This is a genomic window from Nocardioides sp. (genome assembly GCA_037045645.1).
Taxonomy (GTDB): Bacteria; Actinomycetota; Actinomycetes; order Propionibacteriales; family Nocardioidaceae; genus Nocardioides.
This window is the reverse complement of sequence record JBAOIH010000001.1, coordinates 1,302,745-1,328,890: the sequence shown is the minus strand read 5'-3', so window position 1 is coordinate 1,328,890 and position 26,146 is coordinate 1,302,745. Positions and strand designations below refer to the sequence as shown.

Below are 26,146 nucleotides of genomic sequence, written 5' to 3'. Positions count from 1 at the left end.
CTCAGTCACACCTCGCCGCGGTGGAGTGGAACGACAGGTCGTCGAGTTGCTTCTGGAGACTGCCGATGTCGACGCCGGGCAACTTCGGCAGCGTGATCGCGCCCTGGAAGTCGCAGAGGTAGTAGTTGTACCAACTGCCGTACGTCCCGATCCGGGTCTGGTCTGTGATCGCCTCGGGGAGGCGGACCAGCAACTCCTGGAGCGTGTTCTTGTGCTCGGGTTCGGCCAGCGTGTTCATCAGCGTGCGCAACTGCTTGACGTCGCGCTTGAGCAGCGGTCGCGCCTGCGTCAGCAGGCCGGCCACGCTCTTGGTGAGCGCACTGATGTTGCCGATCGAGCGTCCGATGGCGAGACGGTCCTTGGCCAGATTGCCCATCCACTCGTCCAGGCCCACGACGAGTTCGGTGAGTTGCGTGCGCCGATCGTTGACCGTGCCGAGCATCTTGGTGAGGTTGTCGATCACGTCACCGATGAGCGCGTCCCGATCGGCCAGCGCGTGGGTAAGGGAAGCGGTCCGCGACAGCAGACTCTCGATGGTGCCGCCCTCGCCCTGGAGCACCTTGAGGATGTTCATCGACAGCTCGTTGACCTGGGTGGGCTCCAGGGCGGCAAAGAGCGGCTGGAAGCCGTTGTAGAGCTCGGTGAGGTTGAGCGCAGGTGTCGTACGCGAGGTCGGGAAAGTGGCACCATCCTTGAGGCGTTCGGCCCCGTCGGGGCCTTCCACGAGGGCCAGATAGCGGTCGCCGACGATGTTGAGGTAGCGGATCTCGGCGCGGCTGGCCGTGGTGAGCGGCACGTCGGCCTCGGCCTTGAAGGTGACCTTCGCGCCGCCGCCTTCGCGAAGTTCGACCTCCTTCACCTCGCCCACGGGGATGCCGGCGATCCGGACGTCGTCCCCCTTCTGCAACAGGCTGGCGTTGGTGAAGACGGCGGCGTACGTGCGGTGGGCACCGAACGAGAAGTTGCCCATGATCACCGTCAGCAGGCCGGTGACCAGGATCGACACCACGGTGAAGATGGCGAGCTTCACCGCCGCAACGGCTGTCTGGGTGCTGCGCTGGGACGTGGCGCTCATCGCGACACCCGCGTTCCGCGCAGCTGCGGACCGGCAAGCAACGAGGAGAACGCGCCGTACGACGCGGCGTCGCGACCCTGCTCACCACCGAGCAGCGTGCCGATGAACTTCTGCTCCATCGGTGAGCCCGCGAAGCCGCTGGAGGCAGCGCCTCCACCTGCGCCCACCCCATCCTGATAGCCGTCGGCCAGGTTGATGCTCGGGAACGGGATCGGGGTGTTGTTGGGCAGCCCGAGGCACCAGGGGCCATGGCCCACCGCGCCATAGACAGGCTTGTCTGCGGCCGTATACGGCTTGCGTTGCTCGATCTCGATGTTGAGCTTCTGTCGGACCCGGCGTCCCTGGAAGATCTGGCTCAGGCGCCCGGTGTAGCGGTCGAGTCCCTGGAGCAGGCACGGATATTCGGGGCTGTACGCAGCCAGCAGTCGCAGCAGCGGCCGCGACAACTCACCGAGCCGGATCATGCTGTCGCCGTTGCGCTTGAGTACGCGGGTGGTGACCACGGACAAGCCCGTCACGTCGGCGAGCAGCGTCTGGAACTCCGTGTCCTTCTCCTTGAGAGTGCGCATCGTCTTGGTTGAGGAGCGCAACAGCCGGATCAGGTCCGGGGTGGCGACCTGATAGGTCCGGGCCACGTCCGCGAGCAGCCTCATATTCTCGCGCAGGGTCGGCAGTTTGGTGTTGAACCGGGTCAGGAACCCGTCGAAGTCACCCATCAGTTCGCCGATCTCCTCGCCGCGTCCTGACAAGGCGGTCGCGAGGGCGGTCAACGTGGTGCTGAGGTCTGCCGGCCGGACCGCACGCAGGAGCGGGAAGAGGTTGGCCAGGATCCGGTTGAGTTCGACGTTCGTACGCACGCGTGTGGCCGGGATGACCGCGCCGGATCGGATCGGCTCACCGGCGTTGGCGGGCGGCACGAGCGCGACGAACTTCTGTCCGAACAAGGTCGTCGGCAAGATCTCGGCCGAGACGTTCGCGGGCACCTGCCGCGCTGCCGAGGGCTGCAAGGCCAGCGTGATCGAGGCCTGTTTGCCGTCTTGGGCGATGTCCTTGACCCGCCCGATCAGCACGCCGTGCAGGCGTACGTCGCCGTTCTTGGGCAGTTGCAGTCCGGCGCGTTGGGCCTTCAAGACGATGTCGACCGAACGCTCGAACGCCTTGCCGTAGATCGCGACCGCCAGGCCGACCATCATCGCGACCGTCAGCATGAAGACGACCCCACACAGCAGCAACCGACGGTGCTCGGCAGGAGTGTCGTGACGCACGTGCAACAACATCAGGTCACCCCGTGATCCGGACGGTCGTGGTGGAGCCCCAGATCGCGAAGCTGAGGAAGAAGTCCGCGACCACGACCGTCACGATCGACGAACGAATCGCCCGACCGACGGCCATGCCGACGCCCGCCGGCCCACCGGATGCGGTGTAGCCGTAGTAGCAGTGGATCAAGATGACGGCCACGGCGAGCACGATCAGCTTCACGAACGACCAGAGGATGTCGATCGGCGGCAGGAACTGCAGGAAGTAGTGGTCATAAGTGCCCGCGCTTTGCGAATAGATCATCGTGGTGATCAACCTCGGCGAGAGGTAGGAGGCGCACAGCGCGACGATGTAGAGCGGAATCACGGCGATGAACGCGGCGATCATCCGGGTGGTGACCAGGAACGGCAGCGACGGGATCCCCATCACCTCGAGCGCGTCGATCTCCTCGCTGATCCGCATCGCGCCAAGCCGAGCTGTGTAGCCGCACCCGACCGTGGCCGCGAGCGCGATCGCCGAGACCAACGGCGCGACCTCGCGGGTTGAAGTAGGCGGAGATGAACGCGGTGAACTTCGCGACGCCGATCTGGCTCAGCGAGGCGTACCCCTGGATGCCGACCTCGGTGCCGGCGAAGAAGGCCATGAACGCGATCACGCCGACGGTGCCGGCGATGACCGACAGTCCCCCGACCCCGAAGGCGACCTCGGCCAGGATCGAGGCGATCTCGCGGCGATAGCGCCGGATGGCCCGTGGCGTCCAGGCGAGCGCCGTGACATAGAACAGCAGCCGGTCCCCGCGCTCCTCCAGGCTGGCCTTGCGCTCTTGGACGTACGCCGCGGCGAGGTCGAGCAGGCGGATCCCACCGAGTTGTTCGCTGGTCGACACGTCACACCCCTGCCTGGGGAACGAGCTGGAAGTAGACGGCCGTGATGATCGCGTTCAGGAAGAAGAGCAACATGAAGGCCGCGATCACGCTCTCGTTCACCGCACGACCCACGCCGCTCGGACCGCCCCCGGCGCGCAGACCCTTGTACGCGCCCACGATGGCGGCCAGGTAGCCGAAGACTGCTGACTTCACGATCGCGACATAGAGGTCGGGAAGGCTCGCCAGGGAAGTGAAGGACGACAAGAAGGCGCCTGCGGAGCCGCCCTGGACAATGACGGTGAAGAAGTAGCCACCGCCGATCCCCGCAGTGATCACGATGCCGGCGATCATGACGGCCACGAAGACGCAGGCCGCCACTCGCGGGGCGACCAGGCGGGCCAGCGGGTCGACCCCCAGGACCTCCATGGCATCGATCTCCTCGCGGATCTTGCGCGCACCGAGGTCCGAGCAGATCGCCGATCCGGCCGCACCCGCGATGATCATGGCCGCCGCCATGGGCGCGGCTTCTCGTACGACTGCCAGCACCGCGGAAGCACCCGCGAAGCTCTGAGCGCCGAGCTGCCCGGTCAGGTTGCCTACCTGAAGTGAGATGACCGCACCGAAGGGAATGGAGACCAAGATCGTGGGAAGCAGGGTGACGCTGGTGATGAACCAGGCCTGCTCGATGAACTCCCTGACCTGGAACGGCGTCGTGAAGAGCCGCTTGGTCACGTCGATCACCATCGCGGCCAGCTCTCCTGGCCCGCGCACGACGGATGTGGGTGAGAAACTCACCGGTCACCTCCCCTTGACCTGACGGGTTTGGTGGAAGAACGAGCCAGCCCGCACGAGGTCACGGCCCTCCCCACCGGTGGTTGAGGAGCGCCCCAGGCGCGTCTCGAAACCACCCGAGAAACCCACGCCCAGCACAGGCCGCCCACCGGTGGTTGAGGAGCGCCCCAGGCGCGTCACGAAACCACCCGAGAAACCCACGCCCAGCACAGGCCGCCCACCGGTGGTTGAGGAGCGCCGCAGGCGCGTCTCGAAACCACACCACGGCTCACTGAGTCGACGGACACGCGCAGGTGGCCTCGGTGTGCCAGACTCCCCAACGGCCGGGCTTGCCCTTGGCCAGACCCGAAGGAGGCACGGATGTCGCAGCGGTTGCGCACGATCACCGAGCACCCTTCCGCGATGCTGCTGTGCGTCCAACTCATCTGCGTGCTGGGCTGGCCGTTCCTGGACCATTCCACCGCAGGGCGCGCGACGATGGGCGTCCTGCAGATGACCGCTGTCGCCCTCGCGGTCTATGCCGTACGCCGTACGCCCGCGGTCAGTTGGTTCGTGGTCGTGCTGGGCGTTCCCGCCATGGTCTTCACCCTGCTCGAAGCCTTCAACCCACACGACGACTGGATCGTGCTCGTCTCAGCTTCTCTGCACGGACCGTTCTACCTCTATGTGTCGTACGCGATGCTGCGCTACCTCTTCCACGACGACATCGTCACCCGCGACGAACTCTTCGCGACCGCAGCGGCCTTCACCGTGGTGGCGTGGGCGTTCGCGTACATCTTCGCGGCCGTGCAGGTGCTGTGGCCCGGCAGTTTCGACAGCACGTCGGGCGACGCGCAGAGTTGGTTCGAGTTGCTGTTCTTGTCGTTCACGACGATGACCAACACCGGGCTCTCCGACATCGCGCCAGTGCAGGCTCATGCGCGCTCGCTGGTGATGGTGGAGGAGTTCGTCGGGGTCTTCTATATCGCCCTGGTCATCGCGCGGATCGTGGGGTTGACCATGAAACCTGCGCGCAGGAACTAAGTCACTACTTTTTGCGTATGTGTACGGTGAGCCCGGCCGCTAGCCTGGTGCGCACCTACCGAACGGGCAGGTCCATCACGGGGAGTATCTATGCGCGCACGCAAACCAGTTCTCATCGCCGCAGTGAGCCTGTCACTCGCGGTGCTGGGAACCACTCAAGCACTTGGTGCCGGACCACAGTCGGCAGCAGATTCCAAGATTGATCCTCGCCGAGATTTCGGTGATACGTCAGGGCTGCCGCCGGCGCCGCCCGCAATGGCGGCGGGAGTCATCGTCAAGACCAGGTCCGGCGCGGACCTCGGAGCAGTTCGTTCCGAGGTCGCCCAGGCACTCGACGCCCCGGAGTCAGCAGGCGTCGCCGTTGCCCGGCGCACCAGGGCCTATGCCGGCGCGGAGATGGTTCCTCAGGCCCAAGCCCAACGCATCGCCGACGACTTGAGCGCAGAGCCCGGCGTGGCGTGGGCGGTCCCGAACACCGTGCGGTACGCAGCGGACACTGCCTGGCCGGTTCCCGTCAACGACGCGTACTGGACCAACCTGCACAACATCTGGGACACCCGCACCGCAGAGAACCTCGATGTGGTCAACTCAGGGTCCACCCCGTGGCCCAACGGCGGCTACGGCACCAAGGCCCCCGCCCTTTGGCCCGCCACTCAGGGCGGTGGCGTGGTGGTGGCTGTCCTCGACACCGGCATCCGGGAGAACCACCCCGACCTGGCACCTAATCTGGTGTCTGGCTTCGACATGATCTCGGCCAACCCGGGAACGTCCTTCGTGAGCGCCAACGACGGCGACGGACGCGACGCGAACCCGTCCGATCCGGGCGACTGGGCGACATCGAGCTTGTGCTATACCGGTCAGCCCGCCCGCGACAGCAGTTGGCACGGTTCCCACGTGGCCGGCACTATCGCGGCGGTCGGCAACAACGCCCAAGGTGTGGTCGGCGTGGCACCCCAGGCCAAGATCCAGCCGATCCGAGTCCTGGGACGGTGTGGCGGCACGGACGCCGACATCGCGGCTGGGATCATGTGGGCCGCCGGATTGCCGGTGCCGGGACTGCCCCCCAACCCCACGCCGGCCAAGATCTTGAACCTGTCTTTGGGTGGACAGGGCACGTGCGCTCAACCCACCATCGACGCCATCAACGCCGCTCGCAGCGTGGGTGCCAGCATCGTGGTCGCGCTCGGCAACAGCAGCGCCGACGCCGTGAATTACACCCCCGCCAACTGCCCAGGTGTGATCGGAGTGCACTCGACAACTCCGTACGGCGACCACGCGGAGTACTCCAACTTCGGCACGCCAGCCGACGTGTCCGCCCCCGGCGGAGACAGTTCGTGGGGCAGCACCCAAGCGATCTTGTCCACGGTCGACCAGGGCACCACCACCCCGACTGCGCCGACGTACGCGTTTAAGCAGGGCACCAGCATGGCAACGCCGGCCGCAGCGGGCGTCGCCGCGCTCCTGGCGGCTCTCGGCCCGTTCAACCCAGACCAGATGGAAGCCGCGCTCAAGGCCTCCGTCACCGGGTTCCCCACCAGCGGGAAGACGTACTTCATCCCCTGCAACACCAACCAGTGCGGCACGGGCATCGTGGACTCCACCAAGATTCCCGCACCGGTCGGCGCGCCGTCGATCAGCGGTACGCCGTTGCCGGGAAGCGTGCTTGCTGCCACCGACGTCGGATGGATCGGCCCCGCCCAAGGACACGTCTTCACCTGGTATCTCAACAACGTCGCCGTGGCGAACGGCACTGCCTTCACCGTGCCGCCGGGCACGGGTGGCGCGGCCGTGAGCGTGCGGGTGTCTGTCGCCGGGGGCGTGTTCGCGCCAATCGGAGCGACCTCTGCCCCGGTGATCATCCAGGCACCACCGGCACCGCCGCCGAAGAAGGCGTCAAAGGTGAAGGTCAAGGCTCCCAAGACTGTCCGCGCCGGCGCTCGGCCGAAACTGCGCATCACCGTCAAGGTGGTCGGGGTGAAGAAGCCGACCGGGAAGATCAAGATCTTCGACGGCAAGCGCAAGGTCAAGACGATCAAGCTCAAGGCGAAGAAGAAGGGCAAGATCACCTTCAAGATGCCTCGCCTGCGCAAGGGCGTTCACAAGATGAAGGTCGTCTACAGCGGAAACAAGAAGATCAAGTCGTCGCGCAAGAAGTTCAAGATTCGCGCGCGCTGACGTGGGTCGCTGTCACGCGGGGGCCTCTCATGGGGTCTTCCGCGTGACCTACGACGAGGGGTCAAGAACTCTGGTGAGTTCTTGACCCCTCGTCCGGATTTTGTGACTCCTCGTCCGGATTTTGTGACGCCTCGGCAGTCACCACGAACCGGCGCTGTCCTTGCCCTTGCCGGTGAGCCGCTCCCAGAGGGATCGCTGCTTCTCCACCACTGGGCTGTTCTCCACCACTGGGCTGCTCTCCACCACGGGCCTGCTGTCCGGGCCGCCATGCGCCTCCAGCGACGCGCCCGACCCAAGCCGTGGCCCACGATCCGACCCGGCATTCGGGGTGTCACCACGAAGCGGTGCGCCGGCGCGCTGGAGCAGCGTTGCCAGGAACTCGTCGACCGCCGCCACGTCATAACTCTCTCCCCGTGTCAGGGGGAAGCGCGCCTCGCTCAACGGTTTGGCCACGTCTCGGCCCGCTTTGAGATCGGCGATCAACCGATCGAGGAACTCGTCCACGGCCAGCATGTCGTAGCCCTGCCGCATGCGTACGGAGGCGAACCTCGACGATTCGATCTCCGCGATCAGTGCCTGTGTCGAGTCATCGTTCATGCTTCCCTCCGGCTGGTGCATCTTGGGCAGTCCACCCACGATCGGACGAGAGGACTCGTCGACGGCCCCGGGTCTTGGCTGCGAGAGGCGAGCAGGTCGTCCACCTCACGCCTCCTCCTCGTCGTCGAGTTTGCCCTCCTTGCGGGCTGCGGCGACGATACGACGCACGTTGCCGATCGCGCCGCAGTCCTCATCGAGTAGTCGATTGCGTTGCGCGGCGAACGCCGCTCCCAGATCGGCGCGCACCTGCTCCCCGACCTCTTCGCGTGCCGGGTTGAGGATCGTGAGTTCCTCCTCGGTCAGGTGATGGTTGACCACCTTGGCCAGTTCCTCCACGGCGTCGTCGAAAGCCTGAGTGTCGGTGCCCTTGAGTTCCAGCACCGCGAGCAGTGCCTCGTTGCCCTCCGCGTGCTCCTCCTCGCCGTGCTCTTCCTCGTGAGCGGTGATCGCGTCCTTGCGCCGCAACTTCGGATAGACGATCTCCTCCTCGGCGAGCGCATGCGCCACGTGCAGCGCTGCGAAGGCCTGGCGTACGGCATCACGGTCCGAGGTGCTGTCGCGCAGGTCCCGCAGCAGCGCCTCGAAGCGGCGGTGGTCCGCCAGGATCAAGTCCACGACGTCACCCTGCTCGGGCCGGCCCAGATCGATAGTGGTCATGGTCGACGACGCTAGCCGCTCATGGCGCAACCACGGTTCACCCGCACAGATGAGCCGACCGCTCTCGGCTGCCGCCGCCGCTGGTTAGTCTCCTTCTCGTGAGCACTGACTTCTGGGGGCGTTTCCCTCGCGACCCGCGGCGCGCAGAGAACGCCGGGCTGCGTGCCGCCGACCGCGATCGCGAAGTGATCTTCGAGGTTCTCACGCAGAGCTACGCCGAGGGGCGACTCAACCAACTGGAACTCGAAGAGCGCACTACCGCCGTCACGTCGGCCAAGACGCTCGGCGAGCTTCCCGCGATCGTGGCCGACCTGGTCGTCCCGACCCCACTGCCTGCGGCTGGGTTGCCCGCCCCGACCGACCTGCATGCCGAAGCCGTTCGGCACTACATCCGAGCCCGGCGTGAAGCAGTGTGGAGCATGATCTCCACGAGCGTCCTCTGCGTAGCCATCTGGCTGTTCCTCAGCGGCGGTGACCTCTCCAACCCAGGATTCCCCTGGCCACTGATCGTGATCGCGGTGACCGGGCTCAACGTCGCCAAGGTGATCGTGAGACGCGAGGACGAGATCGCCGACCGGGTGAAGAAGTTGGAGAAGAAGCATCGAAAGGAACTCGAACGAGCCGACTGGGACGCACGCGCGCACGACGACCGAGATTGACGCGTCCTCAGTCGAGACAGAACTCGTTGCCCTCCGGGTCGGCCATCACGATGTGGCCGCCGCTAAGCGGCATCGCAGGTTCGTGCCTCGCCAGCCGCGTAGCGCCGCACGCCACGAGGCGGATGCACTCGGCTTCCAGTGCCGCCATCCGCTCGTCACCCGACAGTCCAGGCGCAGCGCGTACGTCCAGGTGCAGGCGATTCTTGACAGTCTTGCCTTCCGGCACCCGCTGGAAGAACAGCCGCGGACCCACACCCTCGGGATCTTGGGCGGCTGCCGCGCGGCTCCATTCAGACTCGGGGACACCTGCTGCAGCCAGGAACTCTCGCCAGGCGACAAAAACGTCCTCCTCGGGCCCGAGGAGCACACCGGGCGGGGCCGGGATCTCGTACGAGAGGGCCTGCGCCCAGAATCGCGCGAGCAACTCGGGCTCGGCACAGTCGAACGTGACCTGGATCGTGGGCACCAAAGACATCGACTTCTCCCTGCTTCGTCACTTTGTCGCAGCCATCATCTGGCGCAGTTCTTTCTTCAACTCGTTCACTTCGTCACGAAGCCGCGCCGCGACCTCGAACTGCAACTCGGCTGCGGCGGACTTCATCTGGTCGGTCAGACCCTGGATCAACTCCGCGAGGTCTGCCGACGGGATGCCGGCGGTGTCGGGCATCCGCTCGTGCATCTGTCCCAAGGTCGGCACCGGCTGCCTGCCCGGCTTCACACCACCCGCGCGACCCTTCTGCCCCACGTCGGCCCAGGTCTGGAGCAGTTCCTTGGTGGTCTCGTCCTCACGAGCGAGCATCTCGGTGATGTCGGCGATCTTCTTGCGCAGCGGGTGTCGGGTCGATCCCGTGCTCGGTGTTGTAGGCGACCTGCTTGGCGCGGCGCCGGTTGGTCTCATCGATCGCGGCTGCCATCGACGCGGTGATCTTGTCGGCATACATGTGCACCTGACCCGACACGTTGCGCGCCGCGCGACCGATCGTCTGGATCAGTGACTTGTCCGAGCGCAGAAAGCCCTCCTTGTCGGCATCCAGGATCGACACCAATGACACCTCGGGCAGGTCCAGACCCTCACGCAGCAGGTTGATCCCGACCAGCACGTCGTACTCCCCCAGTCGCAGATCACGCAGGAGTTCGATCCGCTTGAGGGTGTCCACCTCGGAGTGCAGGTAGCGGGTGCGGATGCCCGCGTCGAGCAGGTAGTCGGTGAGATCCTCCGACATCTTCTTGGTCAGCGTCGTGACCAGCACTCGCTCGTTCTTGCTCCGTACGGACTCGGATCTCGTGGATCAGATCGTCGATCTGCCCCTTGGTCGGCTTGACGATCACCTCGGGGTCGATCAGACCGGTGGGGCGGATGATCTGCTCGACCGCATTCGTCGGCACCGCCGATGTCGATCGAGTTCGTAGTTGCCGGGGGTCGCGCTGAGGTAGATGGTCTGGCCGATCCGATCCAGGAACTCCTCCCACCGCAGCGGCCGGTTGTCCATCGCACTGGGCAACCGGAAGCCGTGCTCGACCAGGTTGCGCTTGCGCGACATGTCGCCCTCGTACATGCCGCCCACCTGCGGCACCGCGACGTGGGACTCGTCGACGACCAGCAGATAGTCCTCCGGGAAGTAGTCGAGCAGGCAGTTGGGCGCGCTGCCGCGGGTACGCCCGTCCATGTGCATCGAGTAGTTCTCGATCCCCGAGCACGACCCGACCTGACGCATCATCTCGATGTCGTAGGTGGTGCGCATCCGCAGCCGTTGTGCCTCCAGCAGCTTGCCCTGGCTCTCGAAGACGGCCAGCTGCTCCTCGAGTTCGGCCTCGATCCCGCGGATCGCGCGCTCCATTCGCTCCGGACCCGCGACGTAGTGGGTGGCCGGGAAGACGTACAACTCCTGGTCGTCGGTCAGCACCTCGCCGGTAATCGGGTGCAGCATCATCAGCCGCTCGATCTCGTCGCCGAAGAACTCGACCCGGATCGCCAACTCCTCGTAGACCGGGAAGATCTCCAACGTGTCGCCGCGCACCCGGAAGGTGCCGCGGGTGAACGCCATGTCGTTGCGGGTGTACTGGATCTCCACCAACCGTCGCAGCACCGAGTCGCGGTCGAGCTCCTCGCCCACCTTGAGTCGAAGCATCCGGTCGACGTACTCCTGCGGGGTGCCCAGGCCGTAGATGCACGAGACGGTCGACACCACGATCGTGTCGCGCCGGGTCAGCAGCGAGTTGGTGGCCGAGTGCCGCAGCCGCTCCACCTCCTCGTTGATCGAGGAGTCCTTCTCGATATAGGTGTCGGTCTGTGGGACGTACGCCTCGGGTTGGTAGTAGTCGTAGTAGGAGACGAAGTATTCGACCGCGTTGTCGGGGAAGAGTTCGCGCAACTCGTTGGCGAACTGCGCAGCCAGCGTCTTGTTGGGCTGCAGCACCAGGATCGGGCGCTGCACCTGCTCGGCGACCCACGCGACCGTCGCGGTCTTGCCGGTGCCGGTCGCGCCGAGCAGCACGACGTCCTTCTCACCACTGCCTTGAGCCGCTCGGTGATCTCGTCGATCGCCGCCGGCTGGTCACCGCTGGGCTGGTAGTCCGAGATGCACGCTCGAAGGGCGCCAACGCGGCGTTCGAGATCGGTGATCGGGTCGCATGTCTGACCGAGCGTACGATCGCGACCACGGACATTCCCCGACCCGCGCCCCGCCACCGCGTCGCGCGCGAGAGTCCGCGGGATCGTACGCGCCCCCGTCTGGCTATCCTGTGGCAGCGTGACTCAGGACGCATCCTGACGATCCTGCGGCGCCTCTTGCTCGCGCGTCTTCGGCGTCCCAGCTCGCCCTGGCAGTGGCGACTGACCCTGGTCGACTCCTATCGCCGTCGCGGCAAGAAGCCCGAGTCCCTTCCCGGTGACTCACCCCACGCTCGGTCAAGGTCGGCGATGCCGACGGCACGGTGACGACCTACACGTACGGTCAGGACCTCTACGACGACATGCTGGCGGCCATCCGAGGCGGCCAGACGCCAGATCCTGCTGGAGACCTACATCTGGAAGGGCGACGAGGTCGGCGAACGCTTCAAGACCGAACTGATCAAGGCAGCCCGACCGCGGCGTCGACGTCTATGTCATCTACGACGCCTTCGCCAACCTGGTGGTCTCCCCGGCCTTCTTGCACTTTCCCGCCCGAGGTCAAGGTGTTGCGATATCCCCGTCTACAACGGCTGGCTGTGCGCTTCTGGAAGATCAGCCGCTATGGCCGCGATCACCGCAAGTTGTTGGTGGTCGACGAAGAGGTCGGGTTCATCGGCGGTTACAACATCGGGACGGCCTACGCCACCGAATGGCGCGACACACACGTACGCGTCACCGGGCCGGCCGTGTGGGATCTCAAGCGAGCGTTCGCCGACTTCTGGAATCTCTATTGCCGTCGTCGTCTGGGCCGCAGCGAGCGACCCCTGCTGTTGGAGACCCCCAGCGTGTGGGAGCCCCGGATCCGGCTGCATCGCAACATCCCGCGCCTGTGGATGTTCCCGATTCGGTCGATGTATCTCGAAGCGATCAATCGGGCGACCAAGAACATCTGGATGACCCAGGCGTACTTCATCCCCGACCAGGACTTCGTCGACGCGCTGCGCGACGCCGCACAGCGTGGCGTGGACGTACGCATCCTGCTGCCGTTGAAGTCAAACCACATCGTGGCCGACTGGCTCTCCCGCGGATACTTCAGCCAACTGCTCAACTCGGGCGTACGGATCCTGCGCTATAAGGACGCGATGGTGCACGCCAAGACCGCCACCATCGACGGCAACTGGTCGACCGTCGGCACTGCCAACATCGACCGCCTCTCGTTGCAGGGCAACTACGAGATCAACATGGAGATCATCGACACGAGCATGGCGGCGAAGATGGAGGACATCTTCCGCACCGACGAGACCAACTGTCTGGAGTTGGGGGTCAGCGAGTGGGAGGCGCGCGACCTGCACCGCAAGTTCACCGAACTGGTGCTCGGCCCGCTGCGTCCACTGCTCTGAACCGAGGTGCTTCACCACGTCGGCAGGTGTGTCGGCACGCTCATCCGTGGACCTCGCCGCGGCCGAGCCTGTCCCCCCAGCACTGCCATCGTGGCCGCACGCCCGCGCTGAGGCCGATAACACTCCAGCACCTCGGCCAGTCGGGTGTCGTCGATGTCGTGGCCGAACAGTGCCCAGCCCACGTGGTGGGCCAGGTGGTAGTCCCCGAAACTGACCGCGTCGGCGTCCCCGAGGGCACGTTGACGTACTTCGGCGGCCGTCCACACGCCGATGCCCGGCAACGAGCGCAACCGGCGATCGACCTCCTCGGCATCCTCCAGCACGGCGACCCGCTCCAACGCGACGGCGCGCCGGCAGGCGCCCACCAGTGTCTTCGACCGCACCGGGTCGACCTGGAGTTTGAGCCACTCCCAGGACGGGATCTGCGCAATGGCTTGAGGCGACGGCTGGACGAAGAGGTCCGCGTACGGACCGGGGGCGCGCTCGCCGTGACGGGTGACCAACTGCCGGAACGCGCCGAATGCCTGTTTGCCGGTGACTTTCTGCTCCAGGATGCTCGGCACCAGGGCTTCCATCACCAGGCCGGTGCGGCCGAGCCGCAGATGGGGATGCCTTCGCCATCCTTGGGCGACCGCCTCGTGGTGCGGGGTGAAGCCGCTCGGGTCGTCGAGCGCACCGCAGAGAGCGGGCAACGCGTCGAGCGCCCACTCGGCGCCATCGCCCCAGGCCGTGCCGACCACCTCGGTGCTCTCGACGGTGATCTTCAACGCCGCGGTGCCGACCGGCGTACGCAGTCCACGCCGCAACGCGCCGGATGCCTCGACGCGGAAGGTCGGGTCACCTGTCCCGCGACGTTGCTGGGTCACGATGCGCGCCACCGGGCACGGCCAGTCCGGCCGCCAGCGTCGCACCTTCTCCATGGTCGCGACGGTAGACGAACCGACCGGCTACCGTGGCGGGGTGGCGGACGAGAAGAGCAAGCGCGACCTCGAAGAGGGCATCCAACGCGACTTCACCGCGTCGATGTCGTACGGCGACTACCTGTGCCTGGACCGGCTGCTGTCGGCCCAGCACCCCCAATCCGATCCCCCACTGCACGACGAGTTGCTCTTCATCATCCAGCATCAGACCTCCGAGCTCTGGCTCAAACTGATGGTCCACGAGATCCGTTCGGCGCGTGCATTGATCGCCATCGACGAGTTCTCGCCGGCCCTCAAACGGCTGGCCCGGGTCAAGCACATTCAGCACTCGCTGACCGACCAGTGGTCGGTGCTGGCGACGATGACACCCTCGGAGTACGCCGAACTTCGCCCGTTCCTGGCGACCTCGTCCGGTTTCCAGTCCGCCCAATATCGCGAGGTCGAGTTCCTGCTCGGCAACAAGAACGCCGACATGGTTAAGGTGTTCGCCCACGAGCCCGACAACCAGCATCGTCTGGCCACCTTGTTGCACGAACCTTCGCTCTACGACGAGTTCCTCGCCTATCTGTCCCGGCGCGGGTATGCCATCCCGTCGGCGGTACTGAAGCGCGACTTCAGCCAGCCGTACACCTGCAACCCCGACCTGGTCGACGTCTTCGCCTCGGTCTACGCCGAGCCTGCCCAGCACTGGGGCGTCTACGAGACGTGCGAGGAGCTCGTCGACGTGGAGGACAACTTCCAGCAGTGGCGCTTCCGGCACCTGCAGGTCGTCCAGCGCACGATCGGTTACAAGACGGGGACGGGCGGCTCAAGCGGGGTCGACTTCTTGCGTCGTGCCCTCGACCTGACCTTCTTCCCCGAGTTGTTCGAGGTACGCACCCAGATCGGCCGTTGACCCACGATCGGGCACCTGGCCGACCCGTCGGACACAATGCTGTCCGTGACCGATGACACCGAACTCAAAGTTGAGATCCGCGACGGGGTGGCCACGCTCTGGCTCAATCGCCCGGCAAAACGCAATGCCGTCACCAACGCGATGTGGCGTGGGATCGGGGACATCGCCCACGACCTCGCCGACAACGATGCCGTACGCGTGCTGGTCTTGCGAGGAGTCGGTGATCACTTCTGCGCCGGTGCCGACATCGGCGGCCTGGGCGAGATGTCGCTGCGGGAGTACCACGTGGCGAACCGGCACGCCGACGAAGGGCTGGCGACCTTCCCCAAACCCACGGTCGCCTACATCACCGGCTCCTGCATCGGCGGCGGCGCCGAACTGGCAAGCTGCTGCGACCTGCGGATCGCCGCGGAGGGCTCGGTCTTCGGGATCACTCCGGCACGACTGGGCATCCTCTACCCGGCGTACGCTTTGGAGCGGGTGACCCGACTCATCGGCCCGTCTGCGGCCAAACATCTGCTGTTCACCGGTGAGATCATCGAGGCCACCCGCGCCCTCCGGATCGGCCTGATCGACGAACTGCTCCCGGCCGACGCTGCCCAGGCGCGCCTCGACGAACTCCTCGCCACATTGACCCAACGCTCCCTGCTCACCCAAGTCGGCTCGAAGGCACAGATCGAGGCCATCGGGGCGTACGGGGCGGTGCCCGAGGCACTCAACGAGCACTGGCATCACGTCTTGGAGTCCAGTGCCGACCCGGCGGAAGGGCGCCAGGCGTTCCTGGAGAAACGTAGTCCCGACTTCCGCTGGTTGCCCTGATCGTGCTGCTCTCCCGAGTCGTCGACACCAGCGCCGCGCTGGCGGCGACCCGATCACGCAAGGAGAAGGCCGCGCTGATCGCCGACACGTTGCGCGCCTCGGCACCGACGGAGATCGCGGTCGTGGCGTCCTTCCTGGCGGGCTCGCTGCGCCAGCGTCGTACGGGTGTCGGCTGGCGCGGCGCCAGCCTGGAAGCACCTGCGGCGGTCGAGCCCAGCCTCACGGTGTCGGCCGTACACGAGGCGTTCGACTCGATCGCGCAGCTCAGCGGGCCGGGCTCACAGCGTGCTCGAAACGACGCGATGGCCGCCCTCTTCGGTGCCGCGACCGTCGACGAACAGTCCTGGTTGCGCGGGGTCATTACCGGGGCCGTCCGCCAAGGTGCGCTGGATTCGTTGGTCCAGGAGGGGCTCGCGCAGGCGCTGACGATCCCGTTGGCTCTCGTCCGACGGGCCGCCATGCTCGCGGGCGGCACCGTCGAGATCGCGCAGGCTGCTGCCACGGGAGGCGCGGCGGCTCTGGAGCAGATCGGCTTGTCGGTCGGCACTCCGGTCCTGCCGATGTTGGCCTCGGCGGCCTCCGACGTCTCGACCGCGATGGCCAAGGCCGGCGGCGGTGAGGTCGCGATCGACGTCAAGCTCGACGGCATCCGCGTGCAGGTGCACAAGGACGGTGATGACGTGCTCGTCGCCACCCGCAGCCTCGATGACATCACCGCGCGGGTGCCGGAGGTGGTGGCCGCCGTACGCTCGCTAGCCCCTCACCGACTGATCCTCGACGGCGAGGCGCTCGCGCTGACCGATCAGGGGCGTCCCCGTCCCTTCCAGGAGACCGCGGCACTCTCAGCCCAGGCGAGCGCGACACCTGGCGAGCACGCGCTGCTCCCCTACTTCTTCGACCTCCTGCACGTGGACGGCACCGACCTGCTCGACGAGCCCGCGAGCGTACGCGCTGCCGCGTTGGCCGATGTGGTGCCCGAGCCGCTGCGCGTACCCAGACTCGTCACGGCGGATCCGGTCGCTGCCGAGGAGTTCGCGGCGGCGGCACTGCGCGACGGTCACGAGGGTGTCGTCGTGAAGAACCTGAACGCGCCCTACGCCGCCAGTCGCCGCGGCGCCGCCTGGGTCAAGGTCAAACCGGTGCACACCTTCGACCTGGTCGTGCTGGCGGTCGAATGGGGCAGTGGTCGGCGCACGGGCCTGCTCTCCAACATCCACCTCGGAGCCCGCGATCCACACTCGGCGAGTGGCTTTGCGACGGTCGGAAAGACGTTCAAGGGCATGACCGACGAGATGCTGGCGTGGCAGACCGAGCGGTTCACCGAGCTGGCACTCGACCCCGGGGCCATGCACGACAGTTATGTGGTGCACGTGCGTCCGGAGCAGGTGGTCGAGATCGCCCTGGACGGGATCCAGACCTCGACGCGCTACCCCGGCGGCATCGCGTTGCGGTTCGCGCGCGTCGTGGGCTACCGGTATGACAAGAGCGCGGACGAGGCCGACACCCTGGCTGAAGTGAAGGCGCACTTCTCCTGAATTGACCGAAGTGTTGTCACACATGTGACACGCATGTGACGTGGATCGCTACGATTGCCGACATGCCTCCTCCTACTGATGGTCGAAGAGTCGCTGCGGCGACCCGACGCAAGGAGCGCGAACGCGCGCTACTCGATGCGACTCGCCGCCTTTTCGACCAACGTGGCATGGGTGAGGCTCAGATCGAGGACATCGCCAACGAGGTCGGCATCAACCGCGCCCTGGTCTATCGCCACTTCACCGGCAAGGAAGAACTCTTTGAACCGCCCCGGCGAGTCCGGAGGCTGGGTTTGGTGGCTCAGCCGGTTGGCGTGAGCTCGTTTCTTGCAGCGTAGTGCAGTTCCTCGGCCGCCATGGGCGTGAGGTCGGAGAGCGCCTCGTGAGGGCGCTCGTTGTTGAAGAAGTCGACCCAGTTCAGGGTCTCTAGTTCGACGTGTTCGACGCCGCGCCAGGGACCTTCAGGACGTATGAGTTCGGCTTTGTAGAGCCCGATCTGGGACTCGGCGAGGGCGTTGTCATAGGCATCGCCAACAGACCCGACTGAGGGGTCGACCCCCTCGTCGACGAGGCGCTGGGTGAAGGCAAAGCTGACGTATTGAGACCCTGCATCGGTGTGATGGATGAGGCCGGAAAGGTCGGTGACACCGGCCTGCTGGCGGGTCCAGATCGCATGCTCAAGGGTGTCGAGCACCAGGTCGGTCGTCATCCGCGTGGCGGCCCGCCAGCCCACGATCCGACGGCTGAAGACGTCGAAGATGAAGGCGACGTAGACAGTGCCTGACCAGGTCGCGACATATGTGAAGTCGGCGACCCATAGCTGGTTGGGCCTGCTCGCCCAGAACTGCCGATCGACCAGGTCCAGTGGTCGCTCGGCGGCCGGGTCGCCGATGGTGGTCCGGAACTTCTTCAGACGTAGCGCCCCGACCCAGCGTTGTTCACGGTAGAGCCGCTCGACGGTGCATCGAGCGACGTCATGGCCCCGTCCGCGCAGGTGCAGCCACATCTTGCGTGCACCAAACCGCGCGACCAGCTTCTGCCGGTTGCGCTCGGCGACCATGATCTCGACCAGCTCCGCGTCGCGGATCTGCTGCTTGGAAGGCCGGCGTGAGCGAGCCTCGTAGTAGGTGGACGGAGCGATCTTGATCCCGTGCTCACTGAGCACGCGGCAGATCGGCTCGACCCCGAACTCCACCTTGTGGTCCTCGATGTAGTCGATCAGAACCTGTTGGGGCGGTCGAGCTCCGCCGCGAAGAAAGCCGAAGCGCTCTTCAAGATCTCGTTCGCCCGCCGCAGTTCGGCGACCTCTTTCTTCAACGCCTTGATCTCAGCGATCTCCTCGCTGGACTTGCCGACGCGGACACCGCCGTCGATCTCGGCCTGCCGCAGCCACTTACGCAGCGATTCAGTAGAGGTGATGCCCAGCTTCGCCGCGACCGACCTGATCACGGCGGACTCGTGCGGATAGTCCCGCCTGGACTCCATCACCATCCGCACTGCGCGCTCACGCAGCTCGGTCGGGTACCTCGAGGGACGTGCCATGAGAGTGATCCTTCCAACGAATCAGCTCTCCGGACATGCCGGGGCGGTTCACTTCGCCTTGACCTTGTGCGGCTACCTCGGAGAACTGCGCGCCGCTTTGGAGGCGGCCTCGAGCACCAGCGACGACCCGTACGAGAAGGTCCAGGCGCTGACCGACGCGTTCGTCGACTACTCGCTGGCCTACCCCGCCTTCGTCGACTGCGCGCTCACCTTGATGCGCCGCACAGGCGAGGAACTGTTCGGGGAGATCTCCGAGCACGTGATGTTCAAGCTCGGTGTCTCGATCGCCGAAGCACTCCAGACGGTGATCGACACCTTGGACCATGGCGTCGCACGGGGCGAGTTCTTCATCAAGGACACGACCCTGACAGCCAACCTGCTCTACGCGAGCGGGTTGGGCGCCGTGCAGTTGGCTCGCGTCGGCATCCTGGTCAAATCGGGTCACGAGAAACTGCCCGAAATCGGACCCCTGACCGCTGATGACGTGCGCCGCCACCTCGTGGCCGTCGCGCTGGCCTTCACCCGTCCTTTCGAGGACAACTGAGAGCCGGCGCAACGACACTGCGCTCAGCGCTCGAGGATGGCGACGACGCCCTGGCCGCCGGCCGCACAGACCGAGATCAGGCCGCGACCGGAGCCGCGTTCGGCGAGCAGTTTGGCGAGCACCGCAACGATGCGACCGCCGGTGGCGGCGAACGGGTGCCCCGCCGCCAGCGACGAACCGCAGACGTTGAGCTTGGATCGGTCGACGGCGCCCAAGGGTGAATCCAGGCCCAGGCGCTCCTGGCAGAACACCGGGTCCTCCCAGGCCTTGAGCGTGGAGAGCACCTGCGAGGCGAATGCCTCGTGGATCTCGTAGTAGTCGAAGTCCTGCAGCGACAGCCCGTTGCGAGCCAGCATCCGCGGCACCGCGTACGCCGGGGCCATCAGCAGGCCCTCGTCGCCGTGGACGTAGTCGACTGCAGCCGTCTCGCCGTCGACGAAGTACGCCAGCGGCTCGATGCCGCGCTCCTTGGCCCAGTCCTCGGACCCGAGGAGGACGGTGGAGGCGCCGTCGGTCAGCGGCGTGGAGTTGCCGGCGGTCATCGTCGCCGCCGAGCCCTTGCCGAAGACCGGCTTCAACTTCGACAGCGCCTCTGCGGTCGAATCGGGGCGCAGGTTGTTGTCGCGCTCCAGACCGCGGAAGGGGGTGATCAGGTCGTCGTGGAAACCCGCTTCGTACGAGGCGGCGAGCCTCTGGTGCGACGTCGCGGCGAGTTCGTCCTGCTCTTCTCGACCGACCTGCCACAGCAGTGCGGTGAGGGCGGCGTGCTCACCCATGGAGAGTTTCGTACGCGGTTCCCCGTTCTGCGGGATCTCCAGGCCGATGTCGCCGGGCCGGATGTTGCCCAGTGCCTTCAGGCGTGCGGCGGTGTCGCGTGCGGTGTTGACCTTCATCAGCTTCTTGCGCAGCCGGTCGCTGATCGCGACGGGGGCGTCGGAGGTCGTGTCGGTGCCGCCGGCGATCCCGGAGTCGATCACGCCGAGCGCGATCTTGTTGGCGATCTGGATGGTCGCCTGCAACCCGGTCCCGCAAGCCTGTTGGATATCGACCGCCGGGGTCTCGGGGCTGAGCCGAGAGCCGAGAACGGACTCACGCGTGAGGTTGAAGTCGCGCGCGTGCTTGAGCACCGCGCCCGCGTTGACCTCGCCGATCCGCTCACCGGCCAGGTCGAAACGAGCCGCGAGGCCGTCGAGGGCCGCGGTAAGCATCTCCTGGTTCGAAGCGTCGGCATAGGCGCCGTTGGAGCGGGCGAAGGGGGTGCGGTTGCCGCCGAGGACGGCCACGCGTCGGGTCTTGGATTCCATGGGACCTATCATTACCCGTGAGTAGCAAACGACAAAAGGACGTGCACCACACCATGAGCGACTTCTACGCAGACTTCACCGGCTCGGCCCTCGGCAAGCTCCTCGTCAAGAACCTCGGCCTCCCCAACCCGATGCCACTGGATCGCTACACCGCGGGCGACCCGCTGGTCGACGGCATCGTCGGACTCGGTGGCACCGGCCGTCTGGCCGAGTCCCTGCCCGGGCTGCTCGACACCCTCGGCATCGCCTCGGACGCGGCGCCGCACGACGCGCTCACCGCTGACGAGCCCACCAAGTTCAAGGGCCTGGTCTTCGACGCCACGTCCTTCACCTCCAGCGGTGACCTCGCGGGCCTGCGCGACTTCTTCACGCCCCTGATGCGCAGCCTCGAACCGTGCTCACGCCTCGTCGTACTAGGCACCCCACCCGAGCTGGTCGCCGGTTCCGAGCGGATCGCCCAGCGCGCGCTCGAAGGCTTCACCCGCTCGCTGGGCAAGGAGGCCGGACGCGGCACCACGGCGCAGTTGGTCTACGTCGCGCCCGGCGCCGAGGGCGCCGCCACGAGCACGCTGGCGTTCTTGCTGTCCCCCAAGTCGGCGTACGTCTCCGGCCAGGTGATCCGGGTCGGCGCGCAGACCCCGAAGGCACCCACGGTCGCGGACTGGCACCAGCCGCTGGCCGGCAAGGTCGCCCTCGTGACGGGCGCCTCGCGCGGCATCGGCGAGCAGATCGCCCGAGTGCTGCACCGCGACGGCGCCACCGTGCTCGGCATCGACGTACCCCAGGCGGCCAGCGAGCTGCTCGACCTGATGACCGAACTCGACGGCGACCACCTCACGCTCGACATCACGGCGAAGGACGCGCCCCAGCGGATCGCTCAGCACGTGAAGCACAAGCACGGCGGGGTCGATGTCGTGGTACACAACGCGGGCATCACCCGCGACAAGAAGTTGGCCAACATGGACGAGGCGCGGTGGGACTCCGTGATCGCGGTCAACCTCACCGCGCCGGAACTGATCACCCGCGAACTCCTCGATCAGGGCCTCGTCAACGCCAACGGCTCGATTGTCGGTGTGGCCTCGATCGCTGGCATCGCGGGCAACGTGGGACAGACCAACTACGCCGCGTCCAAGGCCGGAGTGATCGGCCTGGTCGACGCGCTCGCCGGCGACCTCGCGGACGGGATCACGATCAACGCAGTCGCCCCGGGCTTCATCGAGACCAAGATGACCGCGGCTGTGCCCTTCGCCACCCGCGAGGTCGGGCGCCGCCTGAACGCGATGAGCCAGGGAGGTCAGCCTGTCGACGTCGCCGAGACGATCGCGTGGTACGCCAACCCGGCCTCCAGCGCAGTCACGGGCAACGTGGTGCGGGTGTGCGGCCAGATGATGCTGGGAGCGTGAGCATGACCGAACCCACCGTGTTCGAAGGCGGCGTGTCCGGGCTTGCCGGACTCCTCCGGGCGGCCCTGCCCTCACTGCCGCTGGTCAACCAACTGCCCGGGATCCGCAAGACCGGGGACGGCCCGGAGGGCTTGGCCTTCACGCGGCCCAAGGTCGCGGTCGATCCCCAGCACGTCGCGGCGTACGCCCGGGTGTGCGAGTTCCCTCGCAAGGAGACGCTGCCGCTGACCTATCCGCACATGCTGGCGTTCCCTCTGCACATGGCGATCATGACGAGCCCGGACTTCCCCTATCCGGCCATCGGCACGGTGCATCTGGAGAACTCCATCAAGGCGACGCGACCGATCGGCCTGCACGAGCGTCTCAACGTGACCGTCCGGACCGGCCCGGAGCGCGCTCACGCCAAGGGCCGGATGGTGGACTTCCACGCCAGCGTGCAGTCCGAGGACGAGACGGTGTGGGAGTCGACGTCGACCTATCTGCGCCTTGGTCGCGGCGACGATAGTGCCCCGGCGGGCCTGGCCGTGCCCGAGGCCCCCGAGGCCACGATCCAGTGGCAACTCCCGGCCGACCTCGGACGGTCGTACGCCGCGGTATCGGGTGATCACAACCCGATCCACCTCTATCCGCTCACCGCGAAGGCGCTGGGCTTCCCGCGTCAGATCGCCCACGGCATGTGGAGCCTGGCGCGCTGCGTGGCAGCCGTCGAGAACAGGCTGCCCGACGCGGTCCAGGTGGACGTGGCCTTCAAGAAGCCGATCCTGCTGCCCGGCACCGTCGGTTTCGGCCAGCGTCGCGACGGAGCCGATCTCGCGTTCGCCCTGGCCAACCCGAGGGACGGCGCACCGCATCTGGTCGGCATCGCGACCCCTGCGTGAACGCGTTCCTGCGTGAACGCGTTATAGCGTCGGGCGCGGCTCCCCGAGCGGGAGTACGCGCTCGCGCCGCAGCGGGGCGCGCGGAGAGGGCGCGATCCGCTGATGCAGTCGGGCCTCTCGCGGTCTCCAGACACCGAGGTCGGTGACGCCGTTTCCGTCCCAGTCCCCGACGACCGGCAGGTCTCCCGCAGCACCGTAGGAGACGTAGGCGAACCAGTCACTTCCCCCGTGGTTGAGCCGCAGCGTGAAGGTGGCTGTGCCCGGGTCGAAGACCCCCAGATCGGTGATGCCATCGCCGTTCCAGTCGCCGGTCACCGCCATGTCATCGGCGTCCCCGAGCGACACCGTGGTGAGGGTGCCGTCTTCGGCGCGCAGGAAGAACTGGCCGGTCGAGCCTCGGTGCACACCCACATCGAAGCGGCCGTCGCCGTTCCAATCGCCCGCGATCGGTCGATCACTGGGCACTCCGAGAGGGATGACCCGACCGCCCTGCGGCGTGCTGAGATAGAACAGGCCCTCCACTCCCCTTCGCACTCCGACGTTGGCCAGGCCATCACCGTCCCAGTCACCCACGACGGGCTGGTCACCGGTGCCGCCGAAGACATAGCGCACCCTGCCGGCACTCGTACGCACCTGGAAACGGCCTTTGCGGCGGAAGAACCCGAGCCTCGGCGGCGGCGCTGCCCTCGAAGTTGGCCGCGAAGGGGACGTCGACGCAGTTGCTGGACGTCTGGGTGCTGCCATAGCTGAAAGCACGCCCGGCGAACACGGCCGGGGCGACGCCGGCTCTCGTACGCTGCTCATAGTGCAGGTGCGCGCCGGTGGCGTTGCCGGTGGCTCCGACCGTGCCGAGGACGGTGCCTTGGTCGACATATTGTCCCGCGGTGACGGCGACGGAGTTGAGGTGTGCGTACAGGGTTGATTCTCCGCCCGCATGGGAGATCTCGACGTAGTAGCCGTATCCGCGGCGGCTGGTGGCGTTGGCGACCCTGACCGTGCCGGGAGCCGATGCCACCACGAGGTCGTCGACGTCGCCGGGACGGTTCCAGTCGATCGACCATCCGCTGGGGGAATGACCACGCCGGGTACTGCCGGTCCACGACTCCGCACACGGGAACGGCATCTGATAGAAGCCCGCGATCCGCCTCTTGGCAGCGATCTCCCCTGCCACCGCCTGCGGCATCGCCCACGAGGATGCGGCCAGCGCCAGCACCGCACCGAGCCATGCCCTTCGAGCCCACGCTCGCTCCCGCATTCGCACACCCTTCCGCTTCGCTCATCGGGGCCGGTGCGCGTTCTCATCAGTCACGCAGGTGCACTCACGCCACAAAAGTCACAGAAATAAACCACATGACGGCGTGTCTTGTCACGAATAACAGCGTTGTAATGCTAGTCGACTACTCGGATCAAGCCCTCTTGCGCGACCGTGGCGACCAGGATCCCGTCCTGGCTGAACACCCTGGCCAGCGCCAGACCACGCCCACTGACCGCAGTCGGCGAGACCTGGTCGTAGAGCCACCACCGGTCGGGGCGGAAGGGACGGTGGAACCAGATGGTGTGGTCCAGCGACGCGGCGCGCACGCCCGGGGACGAGATGTAGAGGTCGTGCGGCACCAGACTCGCCCCCAGCAAGGTGAGATCGCTGGCGTAGGTGAACGCCGCCTGGTGGTGCAGCGGATCGTCCCCCAGGTCGCCATTGACCCGGATCCACACCTGGACCCGCGCGGGATGTGCCGGGTCCTCGGGCAGCCCGAGTCTGGAGGTGCCGACGTAGCGCACGTCGAGACCGCCCCATTCGCGCGCGAACTCCGCAGCCTCTCCCGGGCCGCGTTGGCGCACCAGACTGCTGATGTCGACCGACTGTTCGGGCGGACGTACGTCCGGCATCGGCTCCTGGTGGTCGAGCCCTACCTCGACCTTTTGGAAGTTGGCGGTCTGGTAATAGATCGGCCGTCCGTGTTGGCGCGCCACCACGCGGCGGGTGGCGAACGAACGCCCGTCACGCAACGGGTCCACGTCGTAGATGATCGGCACCGCGTGGTCGCCGGGGCGCAGGAAGTACGAGTGCAGCGAGTGGACGGTGTACGCCGGGTCGACCGTGCGTACGCCCGCCACCAGCGCCTGCGCGGCCACCTGGCCACCGAAGACCCGCTGACGGTCGGTCTGCGGTTGCCGACCGCGGAAGAGGTTGGTGTCCAGCGTTTCGAGGTCGAGCAGCGCCAGCAGTTCGGCCGCAGAGCCCGACATCAGCGCTCCCAGGAGTCGTCGGTGGCGTCACCCGGCTCTTCGAGGCCAGCCAGGAACTGCTCGAACTGACGCCCGATCTCGTCCCCGGTCGGCAACGGTTCGTCGCTGGCGAGCAGACTGCGACCCGACTCCTCGGCCTCGCGGAAGGTGTCGTACTGCTGTTCCAAGGCGCGTACGACCTCCTCCACCTCCTCGTTGGCCGCCAGATAGCGCGCGATCTCGGCCTCGCGTTCCTCGCCGACAGCGCGCAGGTCACTCAGATCCACGGTCAGGCGGGCACCGCGTTCGAGATGCTCGACCAGCGCCAATGCCGCCACCGGATAGTCGAGTTGCGCCAGGTAGTGCGGGACGTGCGCGACATAGCCGAGTGCATCGTGCCCCCAGTCCCCCAGCCGCAATTCGAGCAACGCCTGTGCGCTGGACGGGATGCGCAACTCGCTCTGCCACGGCGAGGGGGTGGTGATCAACTCGGGGCGGTTGCCGTGCGGGGTGATCGCGATCGGGCGGGTGTGCGGGACGGCCATCGGCACCGCGCCGATGCTGACCACGCGAGTCACGTCGAAGCGGCGTACGACCTCGCGTACGGCTTCGCAAAAGCCCTCCCAGCGGTTGTCCGGCTCGGGGCCGCGCAACAACAGGTAGGGGGTGCCGGCCGTGTCGCGTTGCAGTCGGCAGACCAGACGCGGGGCGTCGTAGTCCTCGTAGTGGTCGCGGCTGAAGGTCATCGCGGGCCGGCGCGCGCGATAGTCGTGCAACTGGTCCACATCGAAGGTCGCGACGACCTTGCCGGAGTCGTGGTGACCGTCCGAGACGCTCTCCAGGTGGTCACAGGCGGCGTTGGCGGCATTGCCCGCGTCGAGGAATCCGTGCAGCGCAACAATCAGGGACAGATCGGGCAGATCGTCCAGCGCGGGGACGTCGTCGACGATGTGCACGAGGCGATTACTCAC

General features: G+C 66.7%; 24 protein-coding genes, 2 pseudogenes and 1 other annotated feature. Of the genes and pseudogenes, 11 read left to right on the top strand and 15 right to left on the bottom strand.

The window, feature by feature from the left end; genetic code table 11:
* Nucleotide 1 precedes the first annotated feature (1 nt).
* From V9G04_06520 to V9G04_06505, 4 genes and pseudogenes are all read right to left on the bottom strand, one after another.
* A complete protein-coding gene (locus V9G04_06520) occupies nucleotides 2-1,075 on the bottom strand; it encodes an MCE family protein (GenBank protein ID MEI2712946.1) in 1,074 nt (357 codons plus the stop codon).
* Nucleotides 1,072-2,352 carry an MCE family protein gene (locus tag V9G04_06515; GenBank protein MEI2712945.1) on the bottom strand — a complete coding sequence of 427 codons (1,281 nt, stop codon included), beginning with the start codon at nucleotides 2,350-2,352 and terminating at the stop codon, nucleotides 1,072-1,074. Before V9G04_06515 ends, V9G04_06520 begins: the two co-directional genes overlap by 4 nt.
* A 4-nt stretch (nucleotides 2,353-2,356) precedes the next feature.
* A pseudogene (locus tag V9G04_06510) lies at nucleotides 2,357-3,185 on the bottom strand (ABC transporter permease).
* Between the two features lie 34 nt (nucleotides 3,186-3,219).
* Nucleotides 3,220-3,942 carry an ABC transporter permease gene (locus tag V9G04_06505; protein ID MEI2712944.1) on the bottom strand — a complete coding sequence of 241 codons (723 nt, stop codon included), beginning with the start codon at nucleotides 3,940-3,942 and terminating at the stop codon, nucleotides 3,220-3,222.
* 408 nt (nucleotides 3,943-4,350) lie between these two features.
* On the opposite strand from V9G04_06505, the gene V9G04_06500 reads away from it, so the two are divergent.
* Together V9G04_06500 and V9G04_06495 are read left to right on the top strand one after the other, a co-directional pair.
* Nucleotides 4,351-5,013, top strand: coding sequence for an ion channel (locus V9G04_06500; GenBank protein ID MEI2712943.1), 663 nt, complete (start codon nucleotides 4,351-4,353; stop codon nucleotides 5,011-5,013).
* A gap of 255 nt (nucleotides 5,014-5,268) precedes the next feature.
* A complete protein-coding gene (locus tag V9G04_06495) occupies nucleotides 5,269-7,188 on the top strand; it encodes a S8 family serine peptidase (protein MEI2712942.1) in 1,920 nt (639 codons plus the stop codon).
* 138 nt (nucleotides 7,189-7,326) lie between these two features.
* Here V9G04_06495 and V9G04_06490 read toward each other — a convergent pair whose 3' ends face one another.
* Together V9G04_06490 and V9G04_06485 are read right to left on the bottom strand one after the other, a co-directional pair.
* Nucleotides 7,327-7,785, bottom strand: a complete 459-nt coding sequence (locus V9G04_06490) for a DivIVA domain-containing protein (protein ID MEI2712941.1) — start codon at nucleotides 7,783-7,785, stop codon at nucleotides 7,327-7,329.
* Nucleotides 7,786-7,890: 105 nt separating this feature from the next.
* Nucleotides 7,891-8,442 carry a hemerythrin domain-containing protein gene (locus V9G04_06485; protein MEI2712940.1) on the bottom strand — a complete coding sequence of 184 codons (552 nt, stop codon included), beginning with the start codon at nucleotides 8,440-8,442 and terminating at the stop codon, nucleotides 7,891-7,893.
* A gap of 98 nt (nucleotides 8,443-8,540) precedes the next feature.
* On the opposite strand from V9G04_06485, the gene V9G04_06480 reads away from it, so the two are divergent.
* The gene (locus tag V9G04_06480; GenBank protein MEI2712939.1) at nucleotides 8,541-9,101 is read left to right on the top strand and encodes a DUF1707 domain-containing protein; all 561 of its coding nucleotides are present in this window, start codon (nucleotides 8,541-8,543) and stop codon (nucleotides 9,099-9,101) included.
* A 7-nt stretch (nucleotides 9,102-9,108) separates the two neighbouring features.
* On the opposite strand, the gene V9G04_06475 is transcribed toward V9G04_06480, so the two are convergent.
* Nucleotides 9,109-9,570, bottom strand: a complete 462-nt coding sequence (locus V9G04_06475; protein ID MEI2712938.1) for a VOC family protein — start codon at nucleotides 9,568-9,570, stop codon at nucleotides 9,109-9,111.
* Between the two features lie 24 nt (nucleotides 9,571-9,594).
* Nucleotides 9,595-11,724: pseudogene (uvrB, locus tag V9G04_06470) on the bottom strand (excinuclease ABC subunit UvrB).
* A 551-nt stretch (nucleotides 11,725-12,275) separates the two neighbouring features.
* Between uvrB and V9G04_06465 the strand changes: the two are divergent.
* Nucleotides 12,276-13,112: a phospholipase D-like domain-containing protein gene (locus V9G04_06465; protein MEI2712937.1), complete on the top strand. Its 837-nt coding sequence runs from the start codon at nucleotides 12,276-12,278 to the stop codon at nucleotides 13,110-13,112.
* 11 nt (nucleotides 13,113-13,123) lie between these two features.
* Here the strand turns inward: V9G04_06465 and V9G04_06460 are convergent, their stop codons facing one another.
* Complete coding sequence (locus V9G04_06460; protein MEI2712936.1) at nucleotides 13,124-14,032, bottom strand: DNA-3-methyladenine glycosylase 2 family protein; 909 nt, start codon at nucleotides 14,030-14,032, stop codon at nucleotides 13,124-13,126.
* 40 nt (nucleotides 14,033-14,072) lie between these two features.
* On the opposite strand from V9G04_06460, the gene kynA reads away from it, so the two are divergent.
* The 4 genes from kynA (at nucleotide 14,073) to V9G04_06440 (ending at nucleotide 17,616) form a co-directional block, all read left to right on the top strand.
* A complete protein-coding gene (gene kynA, locus V9G04_06455; GenBank protein MEI2712935.1) occupies nucleotides 14,073-14,927 on the top strand; it encodes a tryptophan 2,3-dioxygenase in 855 nt (284 codons plus the stop codon).
* Between the two features lie 45 nt (nucleotides 14,928-14,972).
* Nucleotides 14,973-15,746, top strand: a complete 774-nt coding sequence (locus V9G04_06450) for an enoyl-CoA hydratase/isomerase family protein (GenBank protein MEI2712934.1) — start codon at nucleotides 14,973-14,975, stop codon at nucleotides 15,744-15,746.
* Nucleotides 15,747-15,748: 2 nt separating this feature from the next.
* Nucleotides 15,749-17,281: an ATP-dependent DNA ligase gene (locus V9G04_06445; GenBank protein ID MEI2712933.1), complete on the top strand. Its 1,533-nt coding sequence runs from the start codon at nucleotides 15,749-15,751 to the stop codon at nucleotides 17,279-17,281.
* A gap of 62 nt (nucleotides 17,282-17,343) precedes the next feature.
* Nucleotides 17,344-17,616, top strand: a complete 273-nt coding sequence (locus tag V9G04_06440) for a helix-turn-helix domain-containing protein (GenBank protein ID MEI2712932.1) — start codon at nucleotides 17,344-17,346, stop codon at nucleotides 17,614-17,616.
* Here V9G04_06440 and V9G04_06435 read toward each other — a convergent pair.
* A protein-coding gene (locus tag V9G04_06435; GenBank protein ID MEI2712931.1) for an IS3 family transposase occupies nucleotides 17,580-18,820 on the bottom strand; the annotation gives its coding sequence in 2 pieces (ribosomal slippage) (nucleotides 17,580-18,538 and nucleotides 18,538-18,820; 1,242 coding nt in all). The two genes, V9G04_06440 and V9G04_06435, sit on opposite strands and share 37 nt — an antisense overlap.
* Nucleotides 18,411-18,539 (bottom strand) — a sequence feature (AL1L pseudoknot). Its footprint overlaps the gene before it by 129 nt.
* On the opposite strand from V9G04_06435, the gene V9G04_06430 reads away from it, so the two are divergent.
* Complete coding sequence (locus V9G04_06430; protein ID MEI2712930.1) at nucleotides 18,819-19,364, top strand: hypothetical protein; 546 nt, start codon at nucleotides 18,819-18,821, stop codon at nucleotides 19,362-19,364. The two genes, V9G04_06435 and V9G04_06430, sit on opposite strands and share 2 nt — an antisense overlap.
* A 23-nt stretch (nucleotides 19,365-19,387) precedes the next feature.
* Here the strand turns inward: V9G04_06430 and V9G04_06425 are convergent, their stop codons facing one another.
* Nucleotides 19,388-20,668, bottom strand: coding sequence for an acetyl-CoA C-acetyltransferase (locus V9G04_06425; GenBank protein ID MEI2712929.1), 1,281 nt, complete (start codon nucleotides 20,666-20,668; stop codon nucleotides 19,388-19,390).
* A gap of 53 nt (nucleotides 20,669-20,721) precedes the next feature.
* Between V9G04_06425 and V9G04_06420 the strand changes: the two genes are divergently transcribed.
* Together V9G04_06420 and V9G04_06415 are read left to right on the top strand one after the other, a co-directional pair.
* A complete protein-coding gene (locus V9G04_06420) occupies nucleotides 20,722-22,071 on the top strand; it encodes a 3-oxoacyl-ACP reductase (GenBank protein ID MEI2712928.1) in 1,350 nt (449 codons plus the stop codon).
* A gap of 2 nt (nucleotides 22,072-22,073) precedes the next feature.
* Entirely contained in the window at nucleotides 22,074-22,949 is an 876-nt protein-coding gene (locus V9G04_06415; GenBank protein ID MEI2712927.1) for a MaoC/PaaZ C-terminal domain-containing protein, read from the top strand.
* 21 nt (nucleotides 22,950-22,970) lie between these two features.
* On the opposite strand, the gene V9G04_06410 is transcribed toward V9G04_06415, so the two are convergent.
* The 4 genes from V9G04_06410 to V9G04_06395 form a co-directional block, all read right to left on the bottom strand.
* The gene (locus V9G04_06410) at nucleotides 22,971-23,582 is read right to left on the bottom strand and encodes a VCBS repeat-containing protein (GenBank protein MEI2712926.1); all 612 of its coding nucleotides are present in this window, start codon (nucleotides 23,580-23,582) and stop codon (nucleotides 22,971-22,973) included.
* Nucleotides 23,533-24,204, bottom strand: coding sequence for a M23 family metallopeptidase (locus V9G04_06405; GenBank protein MEI2712925.1), 672 nt, complete (start codon nucleotides 24,202-24,204; stop codon nucleotides 23,533-23,535). The genes V9G04_06410 and V9G04_06405 overlap by 50 nt, the downstream gene beginning before the upstream one ends.
* Before the next feature lie 134 nt (nucleotides 24,205-24,338).
* Entirely contained in the window at nucleotides 24,339-25,196 is an 858-nt protein-coding gene (locus V9G04_06400; protein MEI2712924.1) for an acyl-CoA thioesterase II, read from the bottom strand.
* Nucleotides 25,196-26,146, bottom strand: a complete 951-nt coding sequence (locus tag V9G04_06395; protein MEI2712923.1) for a PAC2 family protein — start codon at nucleotides 26,144-26,146, stop codon at nucleotides 25,196-25,198. Before V9G04_06395 ends, V9G04_06400 begins: the two co-directional genes overlap by 1 nt.